Genomic DNA, 19,846 nt, shown 5'->3' on the forward strand with positions numbered 1-19,846 from the left:
AGCACGGTTTATTAATGGCTGGTGATGGTTGATGTGTGCGCATGCTTTCACACGCATATCGTCCCCCTTTGAAGGGGGTAGGGGGATGATTACTCGTGCTGAGCAAACGCATTTCTAATCTTTAGTAAAGACAAGACCTTGTAATTGCCTTTGCTTTGTAGCTATAGAAGAACGGCTCTTTAACCTGCCTTGTCATCCCCCTACCCCCTTCAAAGGGGGACGATATGCGTGCTGCAATAGTCCTGAACAGAAGACCAGTCACAATTTTCTGAAGTAAATTTTGATGCTGTCAGAATCTTGGATTAACTATGGGTTCTAAACTGTTCCTGTATGTTCCTTCGTCTCCCGCGCCGCCCATGGCTCTCGTTTTCTTGCCTTTTCCTGCTGTTTCTGCTGGGCTGTAGTACACCTAAACAAGCGCCGGTAGTCACGACGGCCCCACCGCCGCCCCCGCCGTACGGACCAGAGGAAATCAAACGCCAGGTGCTGGCTTCTGAAATTGGGAAGAACCGGTTTGTGGGCTTCGCGCTGTATGACCCGGCCCTGGGAAAGATGGTGGTGGAGCATAACACTGATAAATACTTTGTGCCGGCCTCCAATACCAAGCTGTTTACCTTCTATGCCAGCTTGAAGATGCTGGGCGATTCTATTCCGGCACTCAAATATGTGGTGCACGGAGATTCCCTGATCTTCTGGGGCACCGGCGACCCTACCTTCACCCACATGGACCTGAAGAACACCCGCGCCTATGACTTCCTGAAGAACCGCAAAGAGAAGCTGTACTACCTGGAGGCTCCCTTCGCCAGTACGCCCTTCGCCACCAACTGGGGCTGGGACGATTATAACTATTACTACCAGCCCGAGCGCAGCGTTTTCCCCATTCACGGCAACATTGTGAAGTTTACCCGCAAAGGAGGCCCCACCCAGCGCTACACTACCACGCCGGCCATCTTCAAGCCTACCATCAAAACCGATACCGCCCGTTATCCGCATAATGACACCTTTATGCGGGCCTGGCGCACGAATGAACTGACCTATTATCCCAAGCACGCCTCGGCGGATTTCTCCGTGGAAGTGCCGTTCATCCCGTCTCCTGACATGACCGTGCGGCTCCTCGCCGATACCCTGAAAAGGAAAGTGACCTTGTTGAAGAAGCGTGCCCTGCCTCAGGGCGCCCAGACGTTCTATGGCCTGCCCTCAGACTCGGTGTACAAGCGCATGCTGCAGGTGAGCGATAACCTGATGGCCGAACAGCTCATGGCCCTTTGCTCCGGCACCCTGTCAGACACGTTATCCATTGAGCGCGGCATCAAGTACGCCGTGAAAACCTACCTGGCAGACCTACCTGATGCTCCCGTTTGGGTGGATGGCTCTGGTCTTTCCAGCATGAACCTGTTCACGCCGCGCAGTATCATCGCGCTGCTGCAGAAACTCCAGCAGGAACGTCCTACTGAGCGACTGCTTCCGCTCATGGCTACCGGCGGCCGACCCGGCACTTTCCGGAACATCTACAGAGCCGAGCCTCCCTTTGTCTTCGGGAAATCCGGTACTCTGGCCCACGTGCACAATCAAAGCGGCTACCTCCTCACCAAAAGCGGAAAACTGCTTCTCTTCAGTTTCATGAACAATAACTTCAGTGTCTCTTCCGGTGATATCCGTAATGAGATGGTGCGTATTATGACTGAGGTGCACGAGAAGTATTAGCAGTAGCTCTCCTGTTGAAGCAAAGTCCGTTTTAAGGCTATTTTGGTAAAACCAGCCTTGAAACGGACTTTTATCTAACTCCCTTGGTCCAAGCCTGTGACTTGGACCTATTCCCCTCTTTACTGGTTCAAGTCTGTGACTTGGACCTACTATGGGCTGCAGTTTGCAACTGCAGTGAGGCGTCAGCCTCAAAATCACTTTGGAGATATTACTTCCTACTCTATGACATAGAACTCTGGACTCAGGACTCTCCCTGAGAGGTTTGTCACTTTTCTCCTTGATGAGAAAAGTAACCAAAAGAATCAAGAAGCCTCAAACTCGCTGACGCTCGGACAGTGAGGCTTCAATCAAGGTACCACCTAGAAAAGTTATCTGCTTCATAGTTCATGTAGGCTATCGCCAAATGACCCGTTCAAGCGTGCGGCAGGCCGGGCCTCGGCCTCACTGTAGGCCTTCGCCCCGACCCGCCGCAGGTGAGCTGTCTTGGCTTGTGTCGCTGCAATGCCTGCATCGTCCTGCGAACGGGAAAAATGGTAAAACAAAGCGCCTCGTTTTTGGCCTGTTCTGTGAGAGTCAGGCTAAAAGCGAGGCGCTTTGATTATTGTCAATTGCTTATTGGAACAGCGAGGCGGTTCTTAGGTCAATGAGGGAGGCTTGCGGGGAGATGCGTTTGGCGCGCAGGAAACGTTTCAGTTCGGAGGCGTCGTGGTTAGGAGCATTAGGGTCCATGCTGTTGATGCGCACGCGGCCCGCCGAGTGGATGAACTCGTTGTTTCCTATCCACATGCCCACATGCACCACGCGCTCAGGTTTGCCGTCTTTAGCTGGGGTCCCGAAGAACAGCAGATCGCCGGGACGCATGTTCTGGAAACCGTCCTTGGTGTCAACCAATTCGCCGGAGTGCACTTGCTGGGAGGCATCGCGGGGCAGGACCAGGCCGTTCATGAAATACACCGTTTTGGTGAAGCCGCTGCAGTCTACACCTTTGAAGGAAGTGCCGCCCCAGAGGTAGGGAAGGCCCAGCAGGCGCTTGGAGGTTTCCACCAGGTTCTGTTCCGTAGGCCGGCGCGTGGCCGCCCAGTCAGTGTATTTCTGAACCTCAGGGGCGGAGACGAAGGCCGAGCGGCCATCGGGGAAAGAGACTTCGTAGAAACCTTTGGTTTGCTTTTTCAGCACCATCATATCGCCGTACACCAGGTCAGAGACGGTGGCGCCCTGCGCGTTGGGCGTGGCGTAGGCAAAACCGTAGGGATTGGTGTACAGGAGTTTCTCGCCCTGCTGCCAGGCATTGAAAGCGGTACTGTCCATGACCTTGATGCCGCTGCCGTCTACCCAGGCCAGGTATTTGTCTGGGGTCTGCACCAGGTACCAGCCACCTTTGTGTTTCCAGACGCGCAAGGGAGTGCCCATGGTAGCCTGGGTGGCCAGCTCCGCCGGGTGTTTGGGTTCTGAGCGCAGGTTGGCCACGGACAAAGTAACCACCGCATAGGTTTTGTCATTCAGCCCCGCTTCCGGCAAGACCTGGATGCTGTCCTGGAAAGAGATGCCCGCCGATTGCAGGCGCTCCAGCAGGGCGGTCTTGGCGGCGGGCACATTGGTCTCGCCGGTGAGCACCGGGCCATTGGTTTTCACATCAAAGAGCGCTACCCTTTTATCTGGGGCAAACTGCTGCCTGATGGCTTCCACGTGGGGCGCCAGTGTAGCGGTTGGAGCCTCCGTGGCGTTTGCCTGGACTGAATCTGGGAGGGGTTTGCTGCTGGTGCAGGCCGCCAGAAACCCGAGAAATAAAACAGGTATTATATTTTTCATGCAATGATTAAACCTTTAGCGGTTAAGTTAAGGGTTTGGCTATATATCTTGTAAGGTAATTATTAATTAATTTTAGAAAGTGCTATTAAAACAAGTTAAAATGAGAAGCAGCTATCGGCCCTGCGTGTTCTGCAAGCTGTTTCTGTTTGGGCCAGGCTTTATGCTCCTGCTATTAGGTATGAGTGCCTGCTCATCCTCCTCAAACTCTACACAGACCTCTGTTAGTCAACCTTCAACTGCCAAGCTGGGTTCAACTAATAAACCCACCGGGCCGGAAATCATAGGGGCGCTTAGAAGCCTATCATTAGAGGAACGGGAAACTTACCTGCTGCACCAACTTCTGACAGAAGCAAATGGCCCTGATTTCCTCCGGAAAACCAAACGTGTTCCGTTGTTGGCTGTAAGCCCGCAGGGAGACACGTTGAGGGGGTATTGCTTTCCGTTGCTGGACTATCTGGCGGTGGGCGGAAACAAAGACTTTGTCCGGGTACCGTTGCAACCCCAAAATGCCCAAACCGTGGCAGAGGCCTGGAGCTGTACCTTACCCACCCGTAAGATTGTAGACGCTATTTACGCCGCCGCCGATGTGAAACTGGAGCCGTACCCGCTTACCCAGCACCGTGACAGCGTCACCACCTTTCTGGAGCATAACCAAATCATACAAGGGCAGTTGAAGGGTAAAAACAAGCAGGGCTTGCTCATTGCCGGGCATAAGAAAGATGTGGTGTTATCGCCCCGGTTGCTGCGGCTGGAGAAGAAAGACCGGGTGGCCATTTACGGGTGGCATAAGCCAGATGGCAGACCTATTCAGCCGCTGTACCTGGGGCACGTGGCCTGGTACACAGATTACAGCCACGGCATCAGGTTACTTTACAACCGATTTGAGGTGAATGGCCGCTATTACACCTTGCAGGAACTGCTGGCAGACCCCGTGCTAAGCCGCTTGGTCTGTGACGAAGATATCTGCGAGCCGGTGCAGTATTAGTCAGCCCTGTTTTAGGCAGTTTTTGAGAAAAACACCTCAGAATCGCAGGTGGGTTTCAGTATCTTTGGCGGCAAGAACAAATCCTCACCATGAATTCCGCATCTACTTTTCCCTCTGTTTCCATTATTGACTATACCCCTGCCCACGCCGCCAGATTCCGCGAGCTGAACCAAGCCTGGATTGAGCATTACTTTGAGATGGAAGAACTGGACCACAAATCCCTGGGTGATCCAGACGGCTACATCATCGCCAAGGGCGGCCACATTTTCATGGCCGAGTACAACGGCGAGATTGTGGGTACCTGCGCCCTGATCAAAGTAGATGACCAGACCTACGAGCTGGCCAAAATGGCTGTCACCGACAAGGCCCAAGGCCTGAAGATTGGCAAACGCCTGGGCGAGGCCGCCATCCAGAAAGCCCGCGAGCTGGGCGCCACTACGCTCATGCTGCTCTCTAACCGCAAACTGGAAACAGCCCTGCACCTGTACCACAAACTGGGTTTTGTGGAGGTGCCCGATGAACTGAAAGAATACAAACGCGCCGATATAAAGATGGAGCTCGCGCTCTGATTTTCCTTCTCCAACTTCTACTATCCCCATATGAAGTCATTTCTATCTCTGTTGCTGGTGGCGGTGCCTTTGGCGGCCTCGGCACAGACCGCCGTGGTGCAAGACCGGGCCAACCTGCAGCCCCTGGCCGGTGTGCGGGTAATACCCACGCAGGGCGGCAACGCGCTCCTCACCGATGCCCGGGGCAAATTCAACACTCAGGGTTTCCTTGACACCGACAGCCTCCGCTTTGAACGCACCGATTACCAGACACGTACCCTGGCCGTAAACCAACTGGCCGCGTTGAACTTCCGGGTGAGCCTCACGGAAAGAAGCTATTCCCTGGACGAAGTGGTGGTCTCGGCGAGTAAGTTTGAGGAGAAGCGTGCCGATGTGCCGCAGCAGATCCAAGTACTGAAAGCGCGTGAACTGGCCTTCCAAAGCAATCAAACCTCCGCCGATGTGCTGCAGCAAAGCGGCCAGGTGCTGGTGCAGAAAAGCCAGGCGGGCGGCGGAAGTCCCATCCTGCGCGGTTTTGAGGCGAACAAGGTGTTAATGGTGATTGACGGCGTGCGCCTGAACAACGCCATTTACCGCGGCGGCCACCTGCAGAACGTGATCACGGTAGACAATGCGGCCTTGGAGAAAGTGGAGGTGGTGTTTGGCCCTGGATCAGTGGTGTACGGGTCCGATGCCCTGGGCGGCGTGGTGCATTTCTACACCAAAAGCCCTGTGCTAGGCGACAGCGCCGGCACCCGCGTGACGGGCGGCGCCTTCACCCGCTACGCCACGGCCAACCAGGAGAAAACCGGCCACGTGGACTTTTCAGTAGGCGGACAGAAATGGGGCAGCTTCACCAGCTTCACTTACTCAGACTTTGGGGATCTGCGCCAGGGCAGGAACCGCAACCCGTTCTACGGCACCTGGGGGCTGCGCCCGTCCTACGCCCAATGGCAGGACGGCAAAGACGTGACAGTGCCCAACGAGAACATCAACGTGCAGAAATTCACCGGCTACAAGCAGTACGATGCCCTGCAGAAAATCCTGTTCCAGCCCTCGGCGAACACCTCACATCTATTGAACGTGCAGTTCTCCACCTCCTCAGACATTCCGCGCTACGACCGCCTCACCGAGGTAGATGGGCAGGGCGCCCTGAACCACGGCGACTGGTATTACGGTCCGCAGGAACGCTGGCTCGCGGCCTATACCTTCGCTACCAAGGGCAGAGGCTGGCTGGAGAATGTGCGCGTGACGGCCGCTTACCAGAGCGTGGAGGAAAGTCGGCATAACCGCCGGTTCAAACGTACCACCCTGCAGAACCGCTTTGAGCACGTGGATGTCTACACCCTCAACGCCGATGCCAGCCGACTCCTGGGCAACCATGAACTGCGCTATGGCCTGGAAGGCACCTACAACGATGTCTCTTCCCGCGCCTACGGCTCTGACCTGATCACCGGCGAGCGCTCGCCCCTGGATACTCGTTACCCCAGCGGCGGCTCGGACATGCGTACGGCCGCCGCCTATTTTACGCACACCTGGGAGATCACCCCGCAATGGATTTTCTCTGATGGAATTAGGCTGAGCCGCGTGGAGCTGAACGCCAACTTCCAGGACAAAACCTTCTTCCCGTTCCCGTTTGACGAGGTCTCCCAGAAGAACACCGCCGTGAACGGCAATCTGGGCCTGGTGTACCAGCCGGGACAGGACTGGCGGTTTTCCGCCGTGGCATCCTCGGGCTTCCGGGCGCCCAACGTAGATGACCTGGCAAAGGTGTTTGAGTCTGTAGCCGGGCAACTGGTGGTGCCTAACCCCAACCTGAAACCAGAATACACCTATAATGCCGAGCTGTCTATAGGCAAAACCATCGCGCAGAGTGTGCGGGTAGAGGGCACCGGCTTCTACACCTGGTACCGCGATGCCATCACTACGCAGCCGTTTCTTTTCCAGGGACAGGACGAGGTGGAGTACAACGGGCAGCTTAGCCGCGTGGTGGCCAGCGTGAACGCGAACAAAGCCTACTTGTACGGCTTCAGCGGCGCCATCAACGCTGATATCACTTCGGCTTTCCGGTTGTCTTCCACGCTCACCTACACCTATGGCCGAATCAAATCAGAAACCGGTGAAACCCCGCTGGACCATATTCCGCCAGTATTCGGGAAGACGAGTTTGTTCCTGACCTTGCCTAAGTTCCGTACTGAGTTCTTCGTGCAGTACAACGGCTGGAAACACCTGGAAGACTACAACCCCGTGGGCGAAGACAACCTGCAATACGCCACTCCGCAGGGCGTGCCTTCCTGGTACACGCTCAACCTGCGCACCGCTTACCAGATCCACCCAAGAATACAGGTGCAGGCTGCCCTGGAAAACATCCTGGACAAGTTCTACCGCGTCTACGCCTCTGGGGTAAGCGCCCCCGGCCGTAATTTCATGCTGACGTTAAGAGGGAATTTTTAACGAAAAGGGTTGGCTTGAAAGCATCGGCTCCAGTTTTAGGGCTGTTTTCAGAAAAGTAAGCCAAAAGTGGAAGTCGGTGGTTTAGACCTCACAGGTTTTGAAAACCTGTGAGGTCTTTTGTTTTTAGAGGAGCCACTAATAGGAACTTCGCACACTACGAGGTCATTAGAAACAGCTTTCCCAGTCTTATTTTCTTGCTGGTACTATTCTCCCTCTCTGTCATCCTGAAAGGATCTTGTGGGCGAACGGTAATGGCGCTTGAGCAAGGCTTTTTTAGTTGGCCCACAAGATCCTTTCAGGATGACAATGGGGTGGAAAGATAGTTGAAGCGTTAAAAGTTGAAGCCCGTGTTTTAGGCCCATTTTATAAGAAAGGGGCCCAAAGCACGGGCTTCATCCATTTATAAAAATTAGCTTCTTAGGGAGACTTACCAGTAGTAGATCTGGTAAACCGTAGCGCCCAATCCTGAAAGAAAAAAGCTCCAGTTTAAAAGCTTCCACCCAAGTCCTCTAGGGTAGACCAATCCATCATAGTAAACTACTTTGATGGACTGGCCCTTTTTATGAAAAGATACATTGGTTCCTACAGCAAGTCTCTCTTGCATAAGCTTACCGTCTTCTGCGTAAAATTGAACAATTGGGTAGAACATGTATTCAGCGCTTCTTCTTTTATAAACCCATTTCCCGCCTGTATCAATGACGGTCCCTGTAGTATGGAAGCCATATTGAGAAAACTTGTATTCACGAACTAAAAATAGAAGTCCTATTCCAAGGAGTACAGAACTAATTATCAAGCCTATAATACTCTTTTGCTCCTACTGCACCTGCGTCTTATCCACGCGCTTAGGGGTTTTCTTACCCTGCACGAAGTCTTTGGCACCCATGGCGATGGCTTTGATCATGTTGGTCATGTGGGCCATGTCAAGGCTTTCCACCTCGTCGTTCACGGAATGGTAGAGTTTGTCCTGGTCAATCTGCACCGAGGAGATGGTGTGGGCCGGAACGCCCAGGCGGGCCAGGGTGGCGTTGTCTGAGCGGTAGAACAGATTTTGGCTGGGATACGGATCTGGGTGGAAGCTGTACGGCGTGCCTTTCACGGCCTGCTGCAGCAGCGTCCCGAAGTCTGATTTCTCAAAACCGGTGATGTAGGCGCTGTTGGGTCCGAACTTGGAGCCTTTGCCTATCATCTCAATGTTGAACATGGCCACGATCTCATCTGGGTTCAATTGCTTGGAGAAGTACTGCGACCCGAAACCGCCGATTTCCTCGGCCGTGAAGGCCACAAAAAGGAGGGTGCGCTCTGGTTTGCCCTGCTTCTGGAAATGTCTGGCCAGGGTGATCACGGCAGTGGTACCGGAGGCATCGTCATCGGCGCCGTTGGCGATAGAGTCGCCTTCCACGGGTTTCATAGTCCCGATGTGGTCATAGTGGCCCGAGAACACGACGTACTCGTTGGCGCGTTTGCCCGGAATCATGCCCGCCACGTTGGCCAGCGGCATTTCGTCCACCTCGTTCTTGATCTCAATGTTGAAAGAAGTGACCTCGGTGAGCGGCGAGAGCACGAAAATGAGCGTGTTGCCTTTGCCCAGTTCCATCACCGGTCGGGCCTGGCGGAACGAGTTGGCGTAGCGCTTGAACATTTCCTGGTGCTTGGGGTGCACCATCACCAAAACGTCCTTATCCATTTTGCGGGCAGTGTTTACCCCCTGTCTGAAATCATCGTTCTCGCCAATGAACACAGGCTTGGGGGCTTTCTCTTCCCATTCAAACTTGCGGTGCACCGTGCTGTAGAAGAACTCGTCGGGGTTCAGGCTCTGCTTGTTGAGGGTGACATCGGCTTTGCTGGGTTTCAGGGCGAACATCTTAAACTCCTGCTTGTAATCTGTGTCGCCGGTTAAAGGCTTCAACCCGATGCTCTTGAACTCCGCGGAGATAAAATCGGCGGCCTTGTCAATGCCCGGCGTGAAGGTCTGGCGGCCCATCATGTCATCGGCGGCCAGCGTGCTCACAAGGCGAGTGACGTCTTTCTGCTGAATGTTTTTCAGTTGGGTGGTTTTCTGCGCAAAAGCCCCGGCAAGCGGCAACAGGGAAAAGCAAAGGACAATGGTTTTCTTTAGGATCATAGCTTGGTGAAGGTAAGGTCAAGGGCACTGTGGGGTAAAGATACTTTCTTCTGTATAACTACTGCTATTAGTCTGCCATCGGGGTTTATTCTTACAGCTTCTTCTGGGAAGAACTGATTTGAGGCAAAAAATCAATTGGCACCTGCCAACTGCCGCTCAGTGAAAAGCCGAAGAGCGTTTTAGGGCCATTTTCCAGGAAGAAGGCTTAAAAGGAAAACGGGAAACCGGCCCGGTGGTTTTATGGTTTGGGTAGGATTTGCGGAGTGCCGCAGGAAAGGGACATCTGGCCGAAGGATAGGGGGCGGGAAAGCCTGGAAAACCTAAGGTCTTCCCTTAGAAGAGCAAAAAAACTGCGTGCTTTCAGGGTAGGTATTAATACTTTGCCAAGATGCGGGTGCTGGCGTTTTTATGCGATTTTTACGGAAAAGATTAGGGCAAGTACTAGTGGTGTTGTAATCATATTGTGCTGTTTTTGAGGTGATTTCATGTAAAAAGGTAAAAATTTATATATATCCGGGGAGGAATACTCTGGCGCCTGGTTTCTGTTTGGAGTTTGCCGGCGGATTTAAAATAATTGGAGAAAAGTCAGATGTGAACGCAACTATTCGGGCGCATTTGCGATAAAATGGATTCGCCGATGCATGAAATCGGCGAGCCGAGGCAGGCTGCTTCGGGAAGAAAATGATCTATACATCTAACATTTAAAATTATGGAAAATCAATTTAACAACCAGCCAGGGGCTGCAGCACAGGATGCTACTTCTTACTCACAGGATTCCGGCCAAAACAGAACCGGCAGCCAACAAGGACAAGGAGGAATCTTAGGCAGCATTACCAGTGGTCTGAGCAACATTCAGGTACCACAGGCGGTTAAAAATTTAGGAACTACCGTTTCCAGCTCTTACAACGGCATGAGCACTACGCAAAAAGTATTGGGCGGTGCTGCTCTGTTGGGCGCTTCTTACTGGGTAGCCAGCAAGCAAGGCTGGATTGGCCAGGGCCAAGCCAAAGTTGCAAAACTGGGCAAAAAACAAAAAGGCTCTAAAAACTCATATTCTCCTGGTCATAATGCCGGCGACTACAGCTCTTAAGGCGGTAGCGCTTATTTGAACCTATTACCAGAAACAGAAAAGCCGTTCACTAATTAGTGAACGGCTTTTCTGTTTTATAGCTAGTTGGAAACGTTTATCTGCTGTTCCGTCCGCCGGAGGAGTTTCTGCCGCCGCCGCTGCGGTTGCCTCCCTGGCCCTGTTCTGTTCTGCCGCCGCTGTTCTGACCGCTGCCGCTGCGCCGCTGCTCAGGACGTCTGTTGCCGCCCTGGCCACCGCCTCTAGGGCTATGGCTCTGACCACCGCCGCCGGCACTTTTGCGGGCTGCTTTATCAGTGCCTTTGCCACCGGCTAGGGGCAGTTTGGTATAGTCTACGTGGAAAGGCTGGTCTTCCTCTACCGGAATAACCTGTTTGGTGAGTTTCTCAATATCACGCAGGTACGGGAGCTCGGTATCGTCGCAGAAAGAAAGCGCCATACCCTCGGCACCTGCCCGGCCCGTGCGGCCTATGCGGTGCACGTAGGTTTCTGGTTCGTTGGGCAGGTCTACGTTGATCACGTGCGTTAAATCATCCACGTCAATCCCGCGCGCCGCAATGTCAGTCGCCACCAAGGCTTTGAGCTCGTGGTTTTTGAACTGCGTAAGCGCTTTTACGCGGGTGCTCTGGGCTTTGTCTCCGTGGATGGACTGCGCCGAGATGCCTACTTTGGAGAGTTCCTTGGCTATGCGGTCGGCACCGTGTTTGGTACGGGAGAAAACCAACGCCCGCTGGATCTCATCTCCTTTGAGCAGATGCTTCAACAGAGCGCGCTTGGTGGTTTTATCCACGAAATATACTTTCTGGGCGATTTTCTCAGCCGTGCTGGAAACCGGGGTCACCTCTACGTACACGGGCTCGCGCAGAATGCTGGCAGAAAGTTTCTGGATTTCCTGCGGCATGGTGGCCGAGAACAAAAGGGTCTGGCGGTGCGCCGGAATCTGCGCGATAACCTTGCGCACATCATGGATAAAGCCCATGTCCAGCATGCGGTCGGCCTCGTCTAGAATGAAGGTCTCAATGTGTTTCAGAGACAAAAGCCCCTGGTTCATGAGGTCCAGCAATCGGCCCGGGGTAGCCACCACAATGTCTACGCCGCGTTTGATCTGCTCTACCTGCGGTACCTGACCCACGCCGCCAAACACCACCGTGTGTTTGATCTTGGTGTACCGGCCGTAGGCGTTGATGCTGTCGCCAATCTGCAAAGCCAGTTCCCGGGTAGGGGTAAGAATGAGCGCCCTGATAGCCTTGGCCGGATGGGCCGGACCTGCCTCGTGCAGGCGCTGCAACAGCGGCAAGCTGAAGGCGGCGGTTTTACCCGTCCCGGTCTGGGCACAGCCCAACAAGTCGTCACCGTTTAAAACCGGCGGGATGGCTTGTTCCTGGATGGGAGTAGGGGTGGTGTATCCCTCTTCCTGCAGGGCCTGCAGCAGAGGTTCTATTAAATTGAGTTCTGAAAAAGTCATTCTGAATTGTAACGGCCGTAAGCTTTGGCCAGGCATGAAAAAAAGACGCGGCGAAATGGCGCCCGTCATTAGAAGACACAAAGATAGGTAAAAAGATTCAGTCTCAATTTTAGGCCTATTTTCAGGAAAAAGGCTTTGAAACAGATAGCCGCTTTCAAGAGGCACCAGAGCGAAGGCAACCTTCGGGTCTGAAAATCGGTTTATACTAGTCCACGTGAGGGCGCTTGAGGAGAAAGGAACACGCTTAACCAGAGTAAACTATGGAACAAGACAACACTGCAAGAGGGCTTGACAATACCCCCAGGCGGATTAAGAAAACGAAGAAGGCGTCTAAGAAAAGATTGAACAAATGGCTGAGATCCGGACTTAGCGGACTAGCAGGCGCCATGGCTGTAACGGTACTGCACGAGACCGTGCGCCGCTTCTACCCCAACGCCCCCCGGATGGATATTCTGGGGATGCGGGCCATTGCCAAAGGCCTGCGCTACGCGGGCCAGACCCCACCCGATGACGATCAACTGCACACCTTGTCTTTGCTGGGCGATATTGTCTCCAACGGCTTGTACTACAGCCTCAGCGGCGGTGGCAAAATGGCCCTTTGGCGCGGCACCATTCTGGGTGCGGCCGCCGGCGTAGGCGGGGTAATATTGCCTGGCCCGATGGGCTTAGGCGTAGCCCCCAGCGGAAGAACCAAAGAGACCCAGGCCCTGACCATTGGCTATTACCTGGTAGCCGGTGTAGTAGCCGGCGCCGTAGCCAAGTGGCTGCGGAAGGTGAAGGTGTAGAAGACCCAGAGATACATCATATAAAAAGGCGTTTAGAGGCTGTTTTCATTGAAACAGCCTCTAAACGCCTTTTGTATTTCTTACTTCCTAGGTCCTTACTTCTTACGGCCGGAACCGCTTTTCTTGCCGCCACCGTCTTGTTTGTTCACGGTGGCCCAGGCGCGCTTCTCGGCTTCTTCTTCGCTGATGCCGCGTTTCTCGTAGCTTTCCTCAATGTGTTGAGCCTGCCGTTTCTGTTTATCGGTGTAGGCAGATTTATCTCCTTGTGGCATAAGAAACTCCTTTCTGTTTAGGTTGAGACTCTCAGTTTTTATACGATTGCTGCCGGAAAGAACGATGCCTTTTCTACCGCAAAGAATTTGAGAAGGCTAAATCAATCTTAAATATTGAGTTTTAAGGCTTGCAGTTACAGAGGACCTCGCGCTTGATGGGAGCGGTTTTGTAGTCTGGCAGGGTGAATTCCTTCATGTAGATCACATTCAGTTCATTGATCTGCTCAGGCTTGGGATGGGTCTGGTTCCAACGGCGGATGAGGTAAAAACAGTAGTAAGGCCGCATGTACTCATTGGGTACAAACAGGTAGTTCTCTGAGTATTTGCGCCAGCGGTCGTTTTTGAAGAGACTCATCACGGAGGCTGGTTTTACGGTATCGGGCTCTTTGCCTTGCTGGTTCAGGTCTACTTTGCGTTGGTTGTTGGTAAAGCCTTCCAGAACATACCAGCCATCGTCTTTGAAAACATTGGGCGCGAACATGCTCCAGTTCTGGTCCAGCCGCGGCACCAACGCCGCCCACTGTATCTGGGCTGGTATCTGAAAATACGGTTTGCCCAGGGTGCTCAGGTTCCACCACAAGGCCAAAATGAGCGCCACCAGCACCACGCCTTCGCGCAGGTACCTAAGCGGAAAGCTTTCTGCCCACCGGGGCGAATTCCACTTCAACTGTACATCAATCTCCAAAGGGGAGCGCATGCCTTTGCCAGCCCGGGCCCAACGTTTATGCAGCCTTTTATAGCCGGCGCGCAGGTAGCGGTCTACGGTATCCATGACCGGGGTGGGCAGCAACCCAATGACCGCCGAGATACTGATGAGGTAAAACAGGCCCACAAATAAAGACAAACTGATGCCTATGTGCAGACCTACGATGGTCCCAATGAACAGCATTCTGAACCAGGTGGTACGCCACGGAATGAGTAACACAAATGGCAGCCATAACTCCATAAAGTAGGTAGCGTGCGTGAGGAACTTCATTAGCTCAGGGAACCGATAGAGGATGCGGCCGCCCGGCATCAGAATCTGGTCCAAGCTGAGGGCGTAGTAAAGAGCAGTACCATCGGTGGTCCAGTCGGGGCCGCTTTTGAGCAGGGCGGTGAACACGTATACCCAGGCAACCTGCAGCAGGTAGGCCCCGGTAGCCATACTCAGGTAATGCGGTGTGGTCTCAGAGGTGAGGGAACGTCGCGCATCCACAGAGTAATGGCGGTGCCAAGGCAGGAACATCCCCCAGAATAGGAGCATCCGCAACAGACTGTCCCCTGACTGGGTGATCAACGGATTGCGATTCTGGACCGAAAGCAGCAGAATCCAGGATACGAAGGTGGCCCAACGTGTGTGATAGCCCAGCAACAGGCAGATAGCGGCCGCGCCGGCTATGATAAACAGAACCAATTCAAACTGCCACAGGCCGCTTAGGGCATGGAAAGAGAAGAAGTACTGGTTCCAGGCATTGGCATGGAGCACATGTAAGGGCAGCACCCCCATGTTGGAATAGTGCGCCTCCAGATCAGAAGCCCTGATGCCAATGTCCAGCAACAGTACACTGGCTACCCAGATCCGCATAAAAGAGAGTGCCCGGGTATCTGTATAGAATACACGATGCAGATACTGTATAAGTAGATGCATAGAGTCTGTGAATTGGTGGAAGGGAAAACAGAAAAGGCAAAACCCTGGGGTCTTGCCTTTCTGCAATACATTACGTTACAAAGAACGTTTATTGAAAACTACTAGCGGCTAGTAGTAGTGCCTGTGGTTGTGCCGGTTGTAGAACCAGTTGTGCCAGTAGTTCCAGTGGTGGTTCCGGTAGTAGTACCAGTTGTAGTTCCGGTGGTTGTGCCAGTAGTGGTACCAGTAGTTCCGGTAGTTGTGCCAGTAGTGGTACCAGTGGTTCCGGTTGTACCGGTAGTAGTTCCAGTAGTGGTGCCGGTGGTAGTACCAGTAGTCGTACCAGTGGTTCCAGAAGTTGTGCCAGTAGTGCCGGAGGTAGTTCCGGTAGTACCAGACTCAGTGCTCATATCTGTGGATGTAGTATCCGTGGTTGTCTCAGAAGCGCCTGAGCAAGAAGTTAGTGCCGAGGCTGCTACAAATGCGGCAACTGCGAACATGTTTACAAAAGTCTTTTTCATAGTTTTGACAGGTTAATGAATGGTTATTATTTGGTTTCCCTTTTCAAGTTCATCTTTTACGCACGCTTCTTAGAAAGGTGCCATGTTTTCATCAAAAATTATTCATTGAGAGAGAAATTCTTTAACTGGCGTTGTATCTTGTGCGTACCACTTCAGGGATCACGCCACCAAACCAAGCCTTTATGCTGCCTTCCTCTCCAACTATCCTCTTTGACGGTGTCTGCAACCTTTGTAACGGATTTGTGCAGTTTGTGATCAATAATGATCCAAAAAGTTATTTCAAATTCGCCTCTTTGCAGTCTGACACAGGCCAGCAGGTGCTAAAGGCGTATGGTTTACCAACGGAGCAATTCAAGAGTGTATTGTTAGTAGAAGACGGAAAAATCTATACCCGGTCTACCGCGGCCCTGCGCATTGTGCGTCGTTTAAGCGGCGGATGGGCTGGTTTGTACGTGTTTGTCTTGATGCCGAAGTTTCTCCGTGACCCTTTGTATAATTGGGTTTCTAAGAACCGGTACCGTTGGTTTGGCCAGCAGGAGAGTTGTATGCTGCCTACGCCGGAGTTAAAAGCGCGCTTTCTTTGATTTTTTTCTTGGGCTTTTGTTGATTGTAGTTGGTTTGCGCGGATAATTGCCTTTCTATTGAATTTCTTGTGTTTGCGTAGTCCGCTTTCGCTGGCGTGGTGCCGCTGTTTACGCGGGTGCATAAATTTGATTGTTGCATGGCTGGGCTCCGTGCGCTCACGGCCGCGAGGCCCCGCCTTCCGGCCTCGCGCTGCGCCAGCTTCCTTTGCTCCTTTCAGTCGCAATGCCTATCGGCACCGGAACCTGACAAGGCGCTCCACCGAAAGGCTGGAAAAGGGAATGCGCCGACGGGAACGCCTCAGACCTTACAGGTTTTGAAAACCTGTGAGGTCTTCTAAATACTATGACATGGTTCAAGTCTGTGACTTGGACCTACTATGACCGGCAGTTTGCAACTGCCGTGAGGCGCTAATCTCATAAGCCCCTGTGCTGATCCGCTGGCGCGAGCCTCCGGCTCGTGTCCGGACGCATTCCAGAAAAGCTTTTCTAAAAGTAGTGTGGGGTTTTGATCAACCAACACTACCTTTCTGTCTTTACTTAGCATCAAGATTTCTGAACTACGTTTACCAACCGTAAAGTCTTTTTTAAAGGAGGAGAGGAGGAAGGGTATCTGCAGGCTTTCCCCATTTTAAGGCTCTTTCCTTAAAATTAGCCTTAAAACGCAAAAAGGCTGTCCCAACCGGGACAGCCTTTTCTTTATCGGTAAACGTCGGACTATGTGATACGAGCTACCAGAATTACATACTCAAATACAAATTACGCTCTGAGTACACTTTGGTGAAATACTCGTCTTCCAGGTCATCAATAAAGTAGATGGCCTCGCCGGTGGACTTCATTTCTGGGCCCAGTTCCTTATTTACCTCTGGGAACTTGCTGTGGGAGAATACCGGAACCTTGATGGCATAACCGTTTTTCACCGGGTTGAAGGTGAAGTCGGTTACCTTTTTCTCGCCCAGCATCACTTTGGTGGCATAGTTCACATACGGCTCCTGATAAGCCTTGGCAATGAACGGCACGGTACGGCTGGCGCGTGGGTTCGCCTCAATGATGTACACAATTCCGTGCTTGATGGCGAACTGAATGTTGATCAAACCAACGGTGTTCAGGGCCAGCGCGATTTTCTTCGTGTGCTCTTCAATCTGGCGGATCACGTCTTCGCCTAAGTCAAACGGAGGCAACACGGCGTACGAGTCACCGGAGTGGATACCGGCCGGCTCAATGTGCTCCATGATGCCCAGGATGTGCACGTTTTCACCGTCGCAGATGGCATCAGCCTCGGCCTCAATGGCGCGGTCCAGGAAGTGGTCCAGCAGAACTTTGTTGCCCGGATTGTCTTTCAGGATGTCCAGTACCTGCGCTTCCAGCTCTTTCTCGTTGATGACAATCTTCATGTTCTGGCCACCCAGTACGTAGCTAGGACGCACCAGCAGTGGGAACTTTAAATCTTTGCACACTTCCAGCGCTTCTTCGGCAGACGTTACGCTCGCGAACGGAGGATACGGGATGTTGTTTTCTTTCAGCAAGGTAGAGAAGGCACCACGGTCCTCAGCCAGGTCAAGGCTCTCATAGGTGGTACCCATGATCTTGATGCCGTAGCGGGTCAGTTTCTCAGCCAACTTCAACGCTGTCTGCCCACCCAACTGCACGATTACACCTTCCGGTTTCTCGTGCAGGATGATGTCGTAGATGTGCTCCCAGAACACCGGCTCAAAATACAGTTTGTCTGAGATGTCAGAGTCTGTAGAAACGGTCTCGGGGTTACAGTTGATCATGATGGTCTCGTAGCCACACTCGCTGGCGGCTAGTACGCCGTGCACGCAGGAGTAGTCGAACTCAATGCCCTGCCCGATACGGTTAGGACCTGAACCCAACACCACTACCTTTTTGCGATCAGAGACAACGCTTTCGTTCTCGCCGTCAAAGGTGCTATAGTAGTAAGGTGTCACGGCCTCAAACTCGGCGGCGCAGGTATCCACCATCTTGAACACGCGCTTGATACCCATGCTCGTGCGTTTCTCGTGCACTTCGCTCTCTTTGCAACGCAGCAGGTATGCCAGCTGTCTATCGGCAAAGCCTTTCACTTTAGCGCTGCGCATCAGATCCACCGGAATATTGTCGATGGTATATTTCAGAACTTCACGCTCGGTGAGCTCCAATTCCTCAATCTGCTGCAGGAACCAAGGGTCAATTTTGGTTACTTTCTGGATGGTGCTGGTGGCTACACCAAACTTCATGGCGTCTTTGATGGTGAACAGGCGGTCCCAGCTTGGGTTGGCCAGGCTATCCATCAACTGGTCATAGTTTGTTTTCTCTTTGCCATCGGCGCCCAAGCCGTTCCGCTTAATTTCTAAGCTTTGGCAAGCCTTCTGCAGTGCCTCCTGGAAGGTACGGCCGATGCCCATTACCTCGCCCACAGACTTCATCTGCAGACCTAATTTCTTGTTCGCGCCTTTGAATTTGTCAAAGTTCCAGCGCGGTATTTTCACAATCACGTAGTCCAGCGCGGGCTCAAAGAACGCCGAGGTGGTTTTGGTGATAGAGTTTTTCAGTTCGTCTAAGTTATAACCAATCGCTAGTTTAGCGGCTACTTTGGCAATTGGGTACCCAGTCGCTTTAGAGGCCAGCGCCGAAGAGCGGCTCACGCGTGGGTTAATTTCAATGGCGATGATGGTGTCATCCTCTGGGTTCACCGAGAATTGTACGTTACAGCCACCGGCAAACTGACCGATACCCGCCATCATTTTGATAGCCAAGTCGCGCATCTGTTGGTAGATGGTGTCTGGCAGGGTCATGGCCGGCGCTACCGTGATAGAGTCACCGGTGTGGATACCCATTGGGTCAAAGTTCTCAATAGAGCAGATAATGATTACGTTGCCGATGTTGTCGCGCAACAGCTCCAACTCGTACTCTTTCCAACCCAGGATGCTTTGCTCCACCAGTACCTCGTGGGTAGGGCTGGCGTGCAGACCGCGGGTGAGGGCGGCGTCAAATTCTTCGGGCGTGTTCACGAAACCACCACCGGTTCCACCCAAGGTGAACGACGGACGGATTACCAATGGAAAGCCGATTTCCTGGGCGATTTCCTTGCCTTCTAAGAAAGAGGTAGCGGTGTTGCCTTTGCAGACGTTCACGCCCAGCTCAATCATTAACAAGCGGAATTTCTCGCGGTCCTCGGTGGTCTCAATGGCTTTGATGTCTACGCCAATGATTTTTACCCCGTATTTTTTCCAAATACCAGCTTTCTCGCAGTCGATCGCCAGGTTCAACGCAGTTTGTCCACCCATGGTAGGCAGTACGGCGTCAATCTTGTGCTTCTCCAGAATCTCAATGATAGACTTCTTCTCCAGCGGCTTCAGGTACACGTTGTCCGCGGTGATGGAGTCGGTCATGATGGTGGCGGGATTTGAGTTGATGAGGGTTACCTCAATCCCCTCCTCGCGCAGGGAGCGGGCGGCTTGGGAGCCAGAGTAGTCGAATTCGCAGGCTTGCCCAATAACGATGGGACCGGAACCAATGATTAAGACTGACTTGATGGAATTATCTTTCGGCATTAGTAAAGCGGTATGTATAAATTGCCCAAAGTTAAGGCAGAAAGTTTAGAATTATGAAATAAACTGCCTCGGGCGGTTAAATTATTCGCCTCTGCGCTTAAACTGATTGATTGTCAGTGAGAAGGCAGAAACCGATTGTGAACAGTAGCAGGGTTGGGAAGAGTTCCTGAATATTAGAAAGGCAGAATAAAGACTAAGTCTGAGGCGTGTGGAAGGTGTTTTGCGTCTTACTTGCCATGCTTTAGAAGCCAGCGGTTTTTCATCCTGCTGGATGACGTCGTTGCAGTGCAACGACGCTACATATTGCCCTGTAGCGACGTTACACCGTAACGTCGTACGCATTCCATCGAAAA

At 52.8% G+C, this 19,846-nt stretch carries 15 protein-coding genes; 7 read left to right on the top strand and 8 right to left on the bottom strand.

Annotated features, from left to right (window positions below; all coding sequences use genetic code 11):
- Positions 1-330 precede the first annotated feature (330 nt).
- Positions 331-1,704, top strand: coding sequence for a D-alanyl-D-alanine carboxypeptidase/D-alanyl-D-alanine-endopeptidase (locus J3P34_RS17900; RefSeq protein ID WP_210489976.1), 1,374 nt, complete (start codon positions 331-333; stop codon positions 1,702-1,704).
- 612 nt (positions 1,705-2,316) lie between these two features.
- On the opposite strand, the gene J3P34_RS17905 is transcribed toward J3P34_RS17900, so the two are convergent.
- Complete coding sequence (locus tag J3P34_RS17905; protein WP_210489977.1) at positions 2,317-3,513, bottom strand: C40 family peptidase; 1,197 nt, start codon at positions 3,511-3,513, stop codon at positions 2,317-2,319.
- 100 nt (positions 3,514-3,613) lie between these two features.
- On the opposite strand from J3P34_RS17905, the gene J3P34_RS17910 reads away from it, so the two are divergent.
- The 3 genes from J3P34_RS17910 to J3P34_RS17920 all read left to right on the top strand — a co-directional run bounded on the left by J3P34_RS17910 (position 3,614) and on the right by J3P34_RS17920 (position 7,500).
- A complete protein-coding gene (locus J3P34_RS17910; RefSeq protein WP_210489978.1) occupies positions 3,614-4,498 on the top strand; it encodes a hypothetical protein in 885 nt (294 codons plus the stop codon).
- An 89-nt stretch (positions 4,499-4,587) separates the two neighbouring features.
- A complete protein-coding gene (locus J3P34_RS17915; protein WP_210489979.1) occupies positions 4,588-5,067 on the top strand; it encodes a GNAT family N-acetyltransferase in 480 nt (159 codons plus the stop codon).
- A 30-nt stretch (positions 5,068-5,097) separates the two neighbouring features.
- Positions 5,098-7,500 carry a TonB-dependent receptor gene (locus tag J3P34_RS17920; protein ID WP_210489980.1) on the top strand — a complete coding sequence of 801 codons (2,403 nt, stop codon included), beginning with the start codon at positions 5,098-5,100 and terminating at the stop codon, positions 7,498-7,500.
- Between the two features lie 427 nt (positions 7,501-7,927).
- Here the strand turns inward: J3P34_RS17920 and J3P34_RS17925 are convergent, their stop codons facing one another.
- Together J3P34_RS17925 and J3P34_RS17930 are read right to left on the bottom strand one after the other, a co-directional pair.
- Positions 7,928-8,293: a DUF3592 domain-containing protein gene (locus J3P34_RS17925; protein ID WP_210489982.1), complete on the bottom strand. Its 366-nt coding sequence runs from the start codon at positions 8,291-8,293 to the stop codon at positions 7,928-7,930.
- A 21-nt stretch (positions 8,294-8,314) separates the two neighbouring features.
- Positions 8,315-9,622 carry a M28 family metallopeptidase gene (locus tag J3P34_RS17930; RefSeq protein ID WP_246853769.1) on the bottom strand — a complete coding sequence of 436 codons (1,308 nt, stop codon included), beginning with the start codon at positions 9,620-9,622 and terminating at the stop codon, positions 8,315-8,317.
- Between the two features lie 709 nt (positions 9,623-10,331).
- Here J3P34_RS17930 and J3P34_RS17935 point away from each other — a divergent pair.
- Positions 10,332-10,712, top strand: a complete 381-nt coding sequence (locus J3P34_RS17935) for a hypothetical protein (RefSeq protein WP_210462910.1) — start codon at positions 10,332-10,334, stop codon at positions 10,710-10,712.
- Between the two features lie 94 nt (positions 10,713-10,806).
- Here the strand turns inward: J3P34_RS17935 and J3P34_RS17940 are convergent, their stop codons facing one another.
- On the bottom strand, positions 10,807-12,174 hold the full coding sequence (locus tag J3P34_RS17940) for a DEAD/DEAH box helicase (RefSeq protein WP_210489983.1): 1,368 nt from the start codon (positions 12,172-12,174) through the stop codon (positions 10,807-10,809).
- A 260-nt stretch (positions 12,175-12,434) separates the two neighbouring features.
- Here J3P34_RS17940 and J3P34_RS17945 point away from each other — a divergent pair, with 260 nt between their 5' ends.
- Positions 12,435-12,959 (top strand): hypothetical protein, encoded by a 525-nt coding sequence (locus J3P34_RS17945; RefSeq protein ID WP_246853770.1) that lies wholly within the window; start codon positions 12,435-12,437, stop codon positions 12,957-12,959.
- 95 nt (positions 12,960-13,054) lie between these two features.
- Here J3P34_RS17945 and J3P34_RS17950 read toward each other — a convergent pair whose 3' ends face one another.
- From J3P34_RS17950 to J3P34_RS17960, 3 genes are all read right to left on the bottom strand, one after another.
- Positions 13,055-13,231 (bottom strand): hypothetical protein, encoded by a 177-nt coding sequence (locus J3P34_RS17950; protein WP_210462912.1) that lies wholly within the window; start codon positions 13,229-13,231, stop codon positions 13,055-13,057.
- Positions 13,232-13,352: 121 nt separating this feature from the next.
- Positions 13,353-14,795 carry an HTTM domain-containing protein gene (locus tag J3P34_RS17955; RefSeq protein WP_246853771.1) on the bottom strand — a complete coding sequence of 481 codons (1,443 nt, stop codon included), beginning with the start codon at positions 14,793-14,795 and terminating at the stop codon, positions 13,353-13,355.
- 164 nt (positions 14,796-14,959) lie between these two features.
- On the bottom strand, positions 14,960-15,358 hold the full coding sequence (locus J3P34_RS17960; RefSeq protein WP_210462914.1) for a hypothetical protein: 399 nt from the start codon (positions 15,356-15,358) through the stop codon (positions 14,960-14,962).
- Between the two features lie 182 nt (positions 15,359-15,540).
- On the opposite strand from J3P34_RS17960, the gene J3P34_RS17965 reads away from it, so the two are divergent.
- On the top strand, positions 15,541-15,942 hold the full coding sequence (locus tag J3P34_RS17965) for a thiol-disulfide oxidoreductase DCC family protein (RefSeq protein ID WP_210489985.1): 402 nt from the start codon (positions 15,541-15,543) through the stop codon (positions 15,940-15,942).
- A 737-nt stretch (positions 15,943-16,679) separates the two neighbouring features.
- On the opposite strand, the gene carB is transcribed toward J3P34_RS17965, so the two are convergent.
- The gene (carB, locus tag J3P34_RS17970) at positions 16,680-19,493 is read right to left on the bottom strand and encodes a carbamoyl-phosphate synthase large subunit (RefSeq protein ID WP_210489986.1); all 2,814 of its coding nucleotides are present in this window, start codon (positions 19,491-19,493) and stop codon (positions 16,680-16,682) included.
- Between the last annotated feature and the right edge of the window lie 353 nt (positions 19,494-19,846).

The sequence above is a fragment of the Rufibacter aurantiacus genome (assembly GCF_017916345.1).
Lineage (GTDB): Bacteria > Bacteroidota > Bacteroidia > Cytophagales > Hymenobacteraceae > Nibribacter > Nibribacter roseolus.

Excerpts from the sequence above, each read along its gene's own strand:
- J3P34_RS17900 (WP_210489976.1), top strand. The coding sequence starts at position 331 with ATGTTCCTTCGTCTCCCGCGCCGCCCATGGCTCTCGTTTTCTTGCCTT.
- J3P34_RS17905 (WP_210489977.1), bottom strand. The coding sequence starts at position 3,513 with ATGAAAAATATAATACCTGTTTTATTTCTCGGGTTTCTGGCGGCCTGC.
- J3P34_RS17910 (WP_210489978.1), top strand. The coding sequence starts at position 3,614 with ATGAGAAGCAGCTATCGGCCCTGCGTGTTCTGCAAGCTGTTTCTGTTT.
- J3P34_RS17915 (WP_210489979.1), top strand. The coding sequence starts at position 4,588 with ATGAATTCCGCATCTACTTTTCCCTCTGTTTCCATTATTGACTATACC.
- J3P34_RS17920 (WP_210489980.1), top strand. The coding sequence starts at position 5,098 with ATGAAGTCATTTCTATCTCTGTTGCTGGTGGCGGTGCCTTTGGCGGCC.
- J3P34_RS17930 (WP_246853769.1), bottom strand. The coding sequence starts at position 9,622 with ATGATCCTAAAGAAAACCATTGTCCTTTGCTTTTCCCTGTTGCCGCTT.
- J3P34_RS17935 (WP_210462910.1), top strand. The coding sequence starts at position 10,332 with ATGGAAAATCAATTTAACAACCAGCCAGGGGCTGCAGCACAGGATGCT.
- J3P34_RS17940 (WP_210489983.1), bottom strand. The coding sequence starts at position 12,174 with ATGACTTTTTCAGAACTCAATTTAATAGAACCTCTGCTGCAGGCCCTG.
- J3P34_RS17945 (WP_246853770.1), top strand. The coding sequence starts at position 12,435 with ATGGAACAAGACAACACTGCAAGAGGGCTTGACAATACCCCCAGGCGG.
- J3P34_RS17950 (WP_210462912.1), bottom strand. The coding sequence starts at position 13,231 with ATGCCACAAGGAGATAAATCTGCCTACACCGATAAACAGAAACGGCAG.
- J3P34_RS17955 (WP_246853771.1), bottom strand. The coding sequence starts at position 14,795 with ATGCGGATCTGGGTAGCCAGTGTACTGTTGCTGGACATTGGCATCAGG.
- J3P34_RS17960 (WP_210462914.1), bottom strand. The coding sequence starts at position 15,358 with ATGAAAAAGACTTTTGTAAACATGTTCGCAGTTGCCGCATTTGTAGCA.
- J3P34_RS17965 (WP_210489985.1), top strand. The coding sequence starts at position 15,541 with ATGCTGCCTTCCTCTCCAACTATCCTCTTTGACGGTGTCTGCAACCTT.
- carB (WP_210489986.1), bottom strand. The coding sequence starts at position 19,493 with ATGCCGAAAGATAATTCCATCAAGTCAGTCTTAATCATTGGTTCCGGT.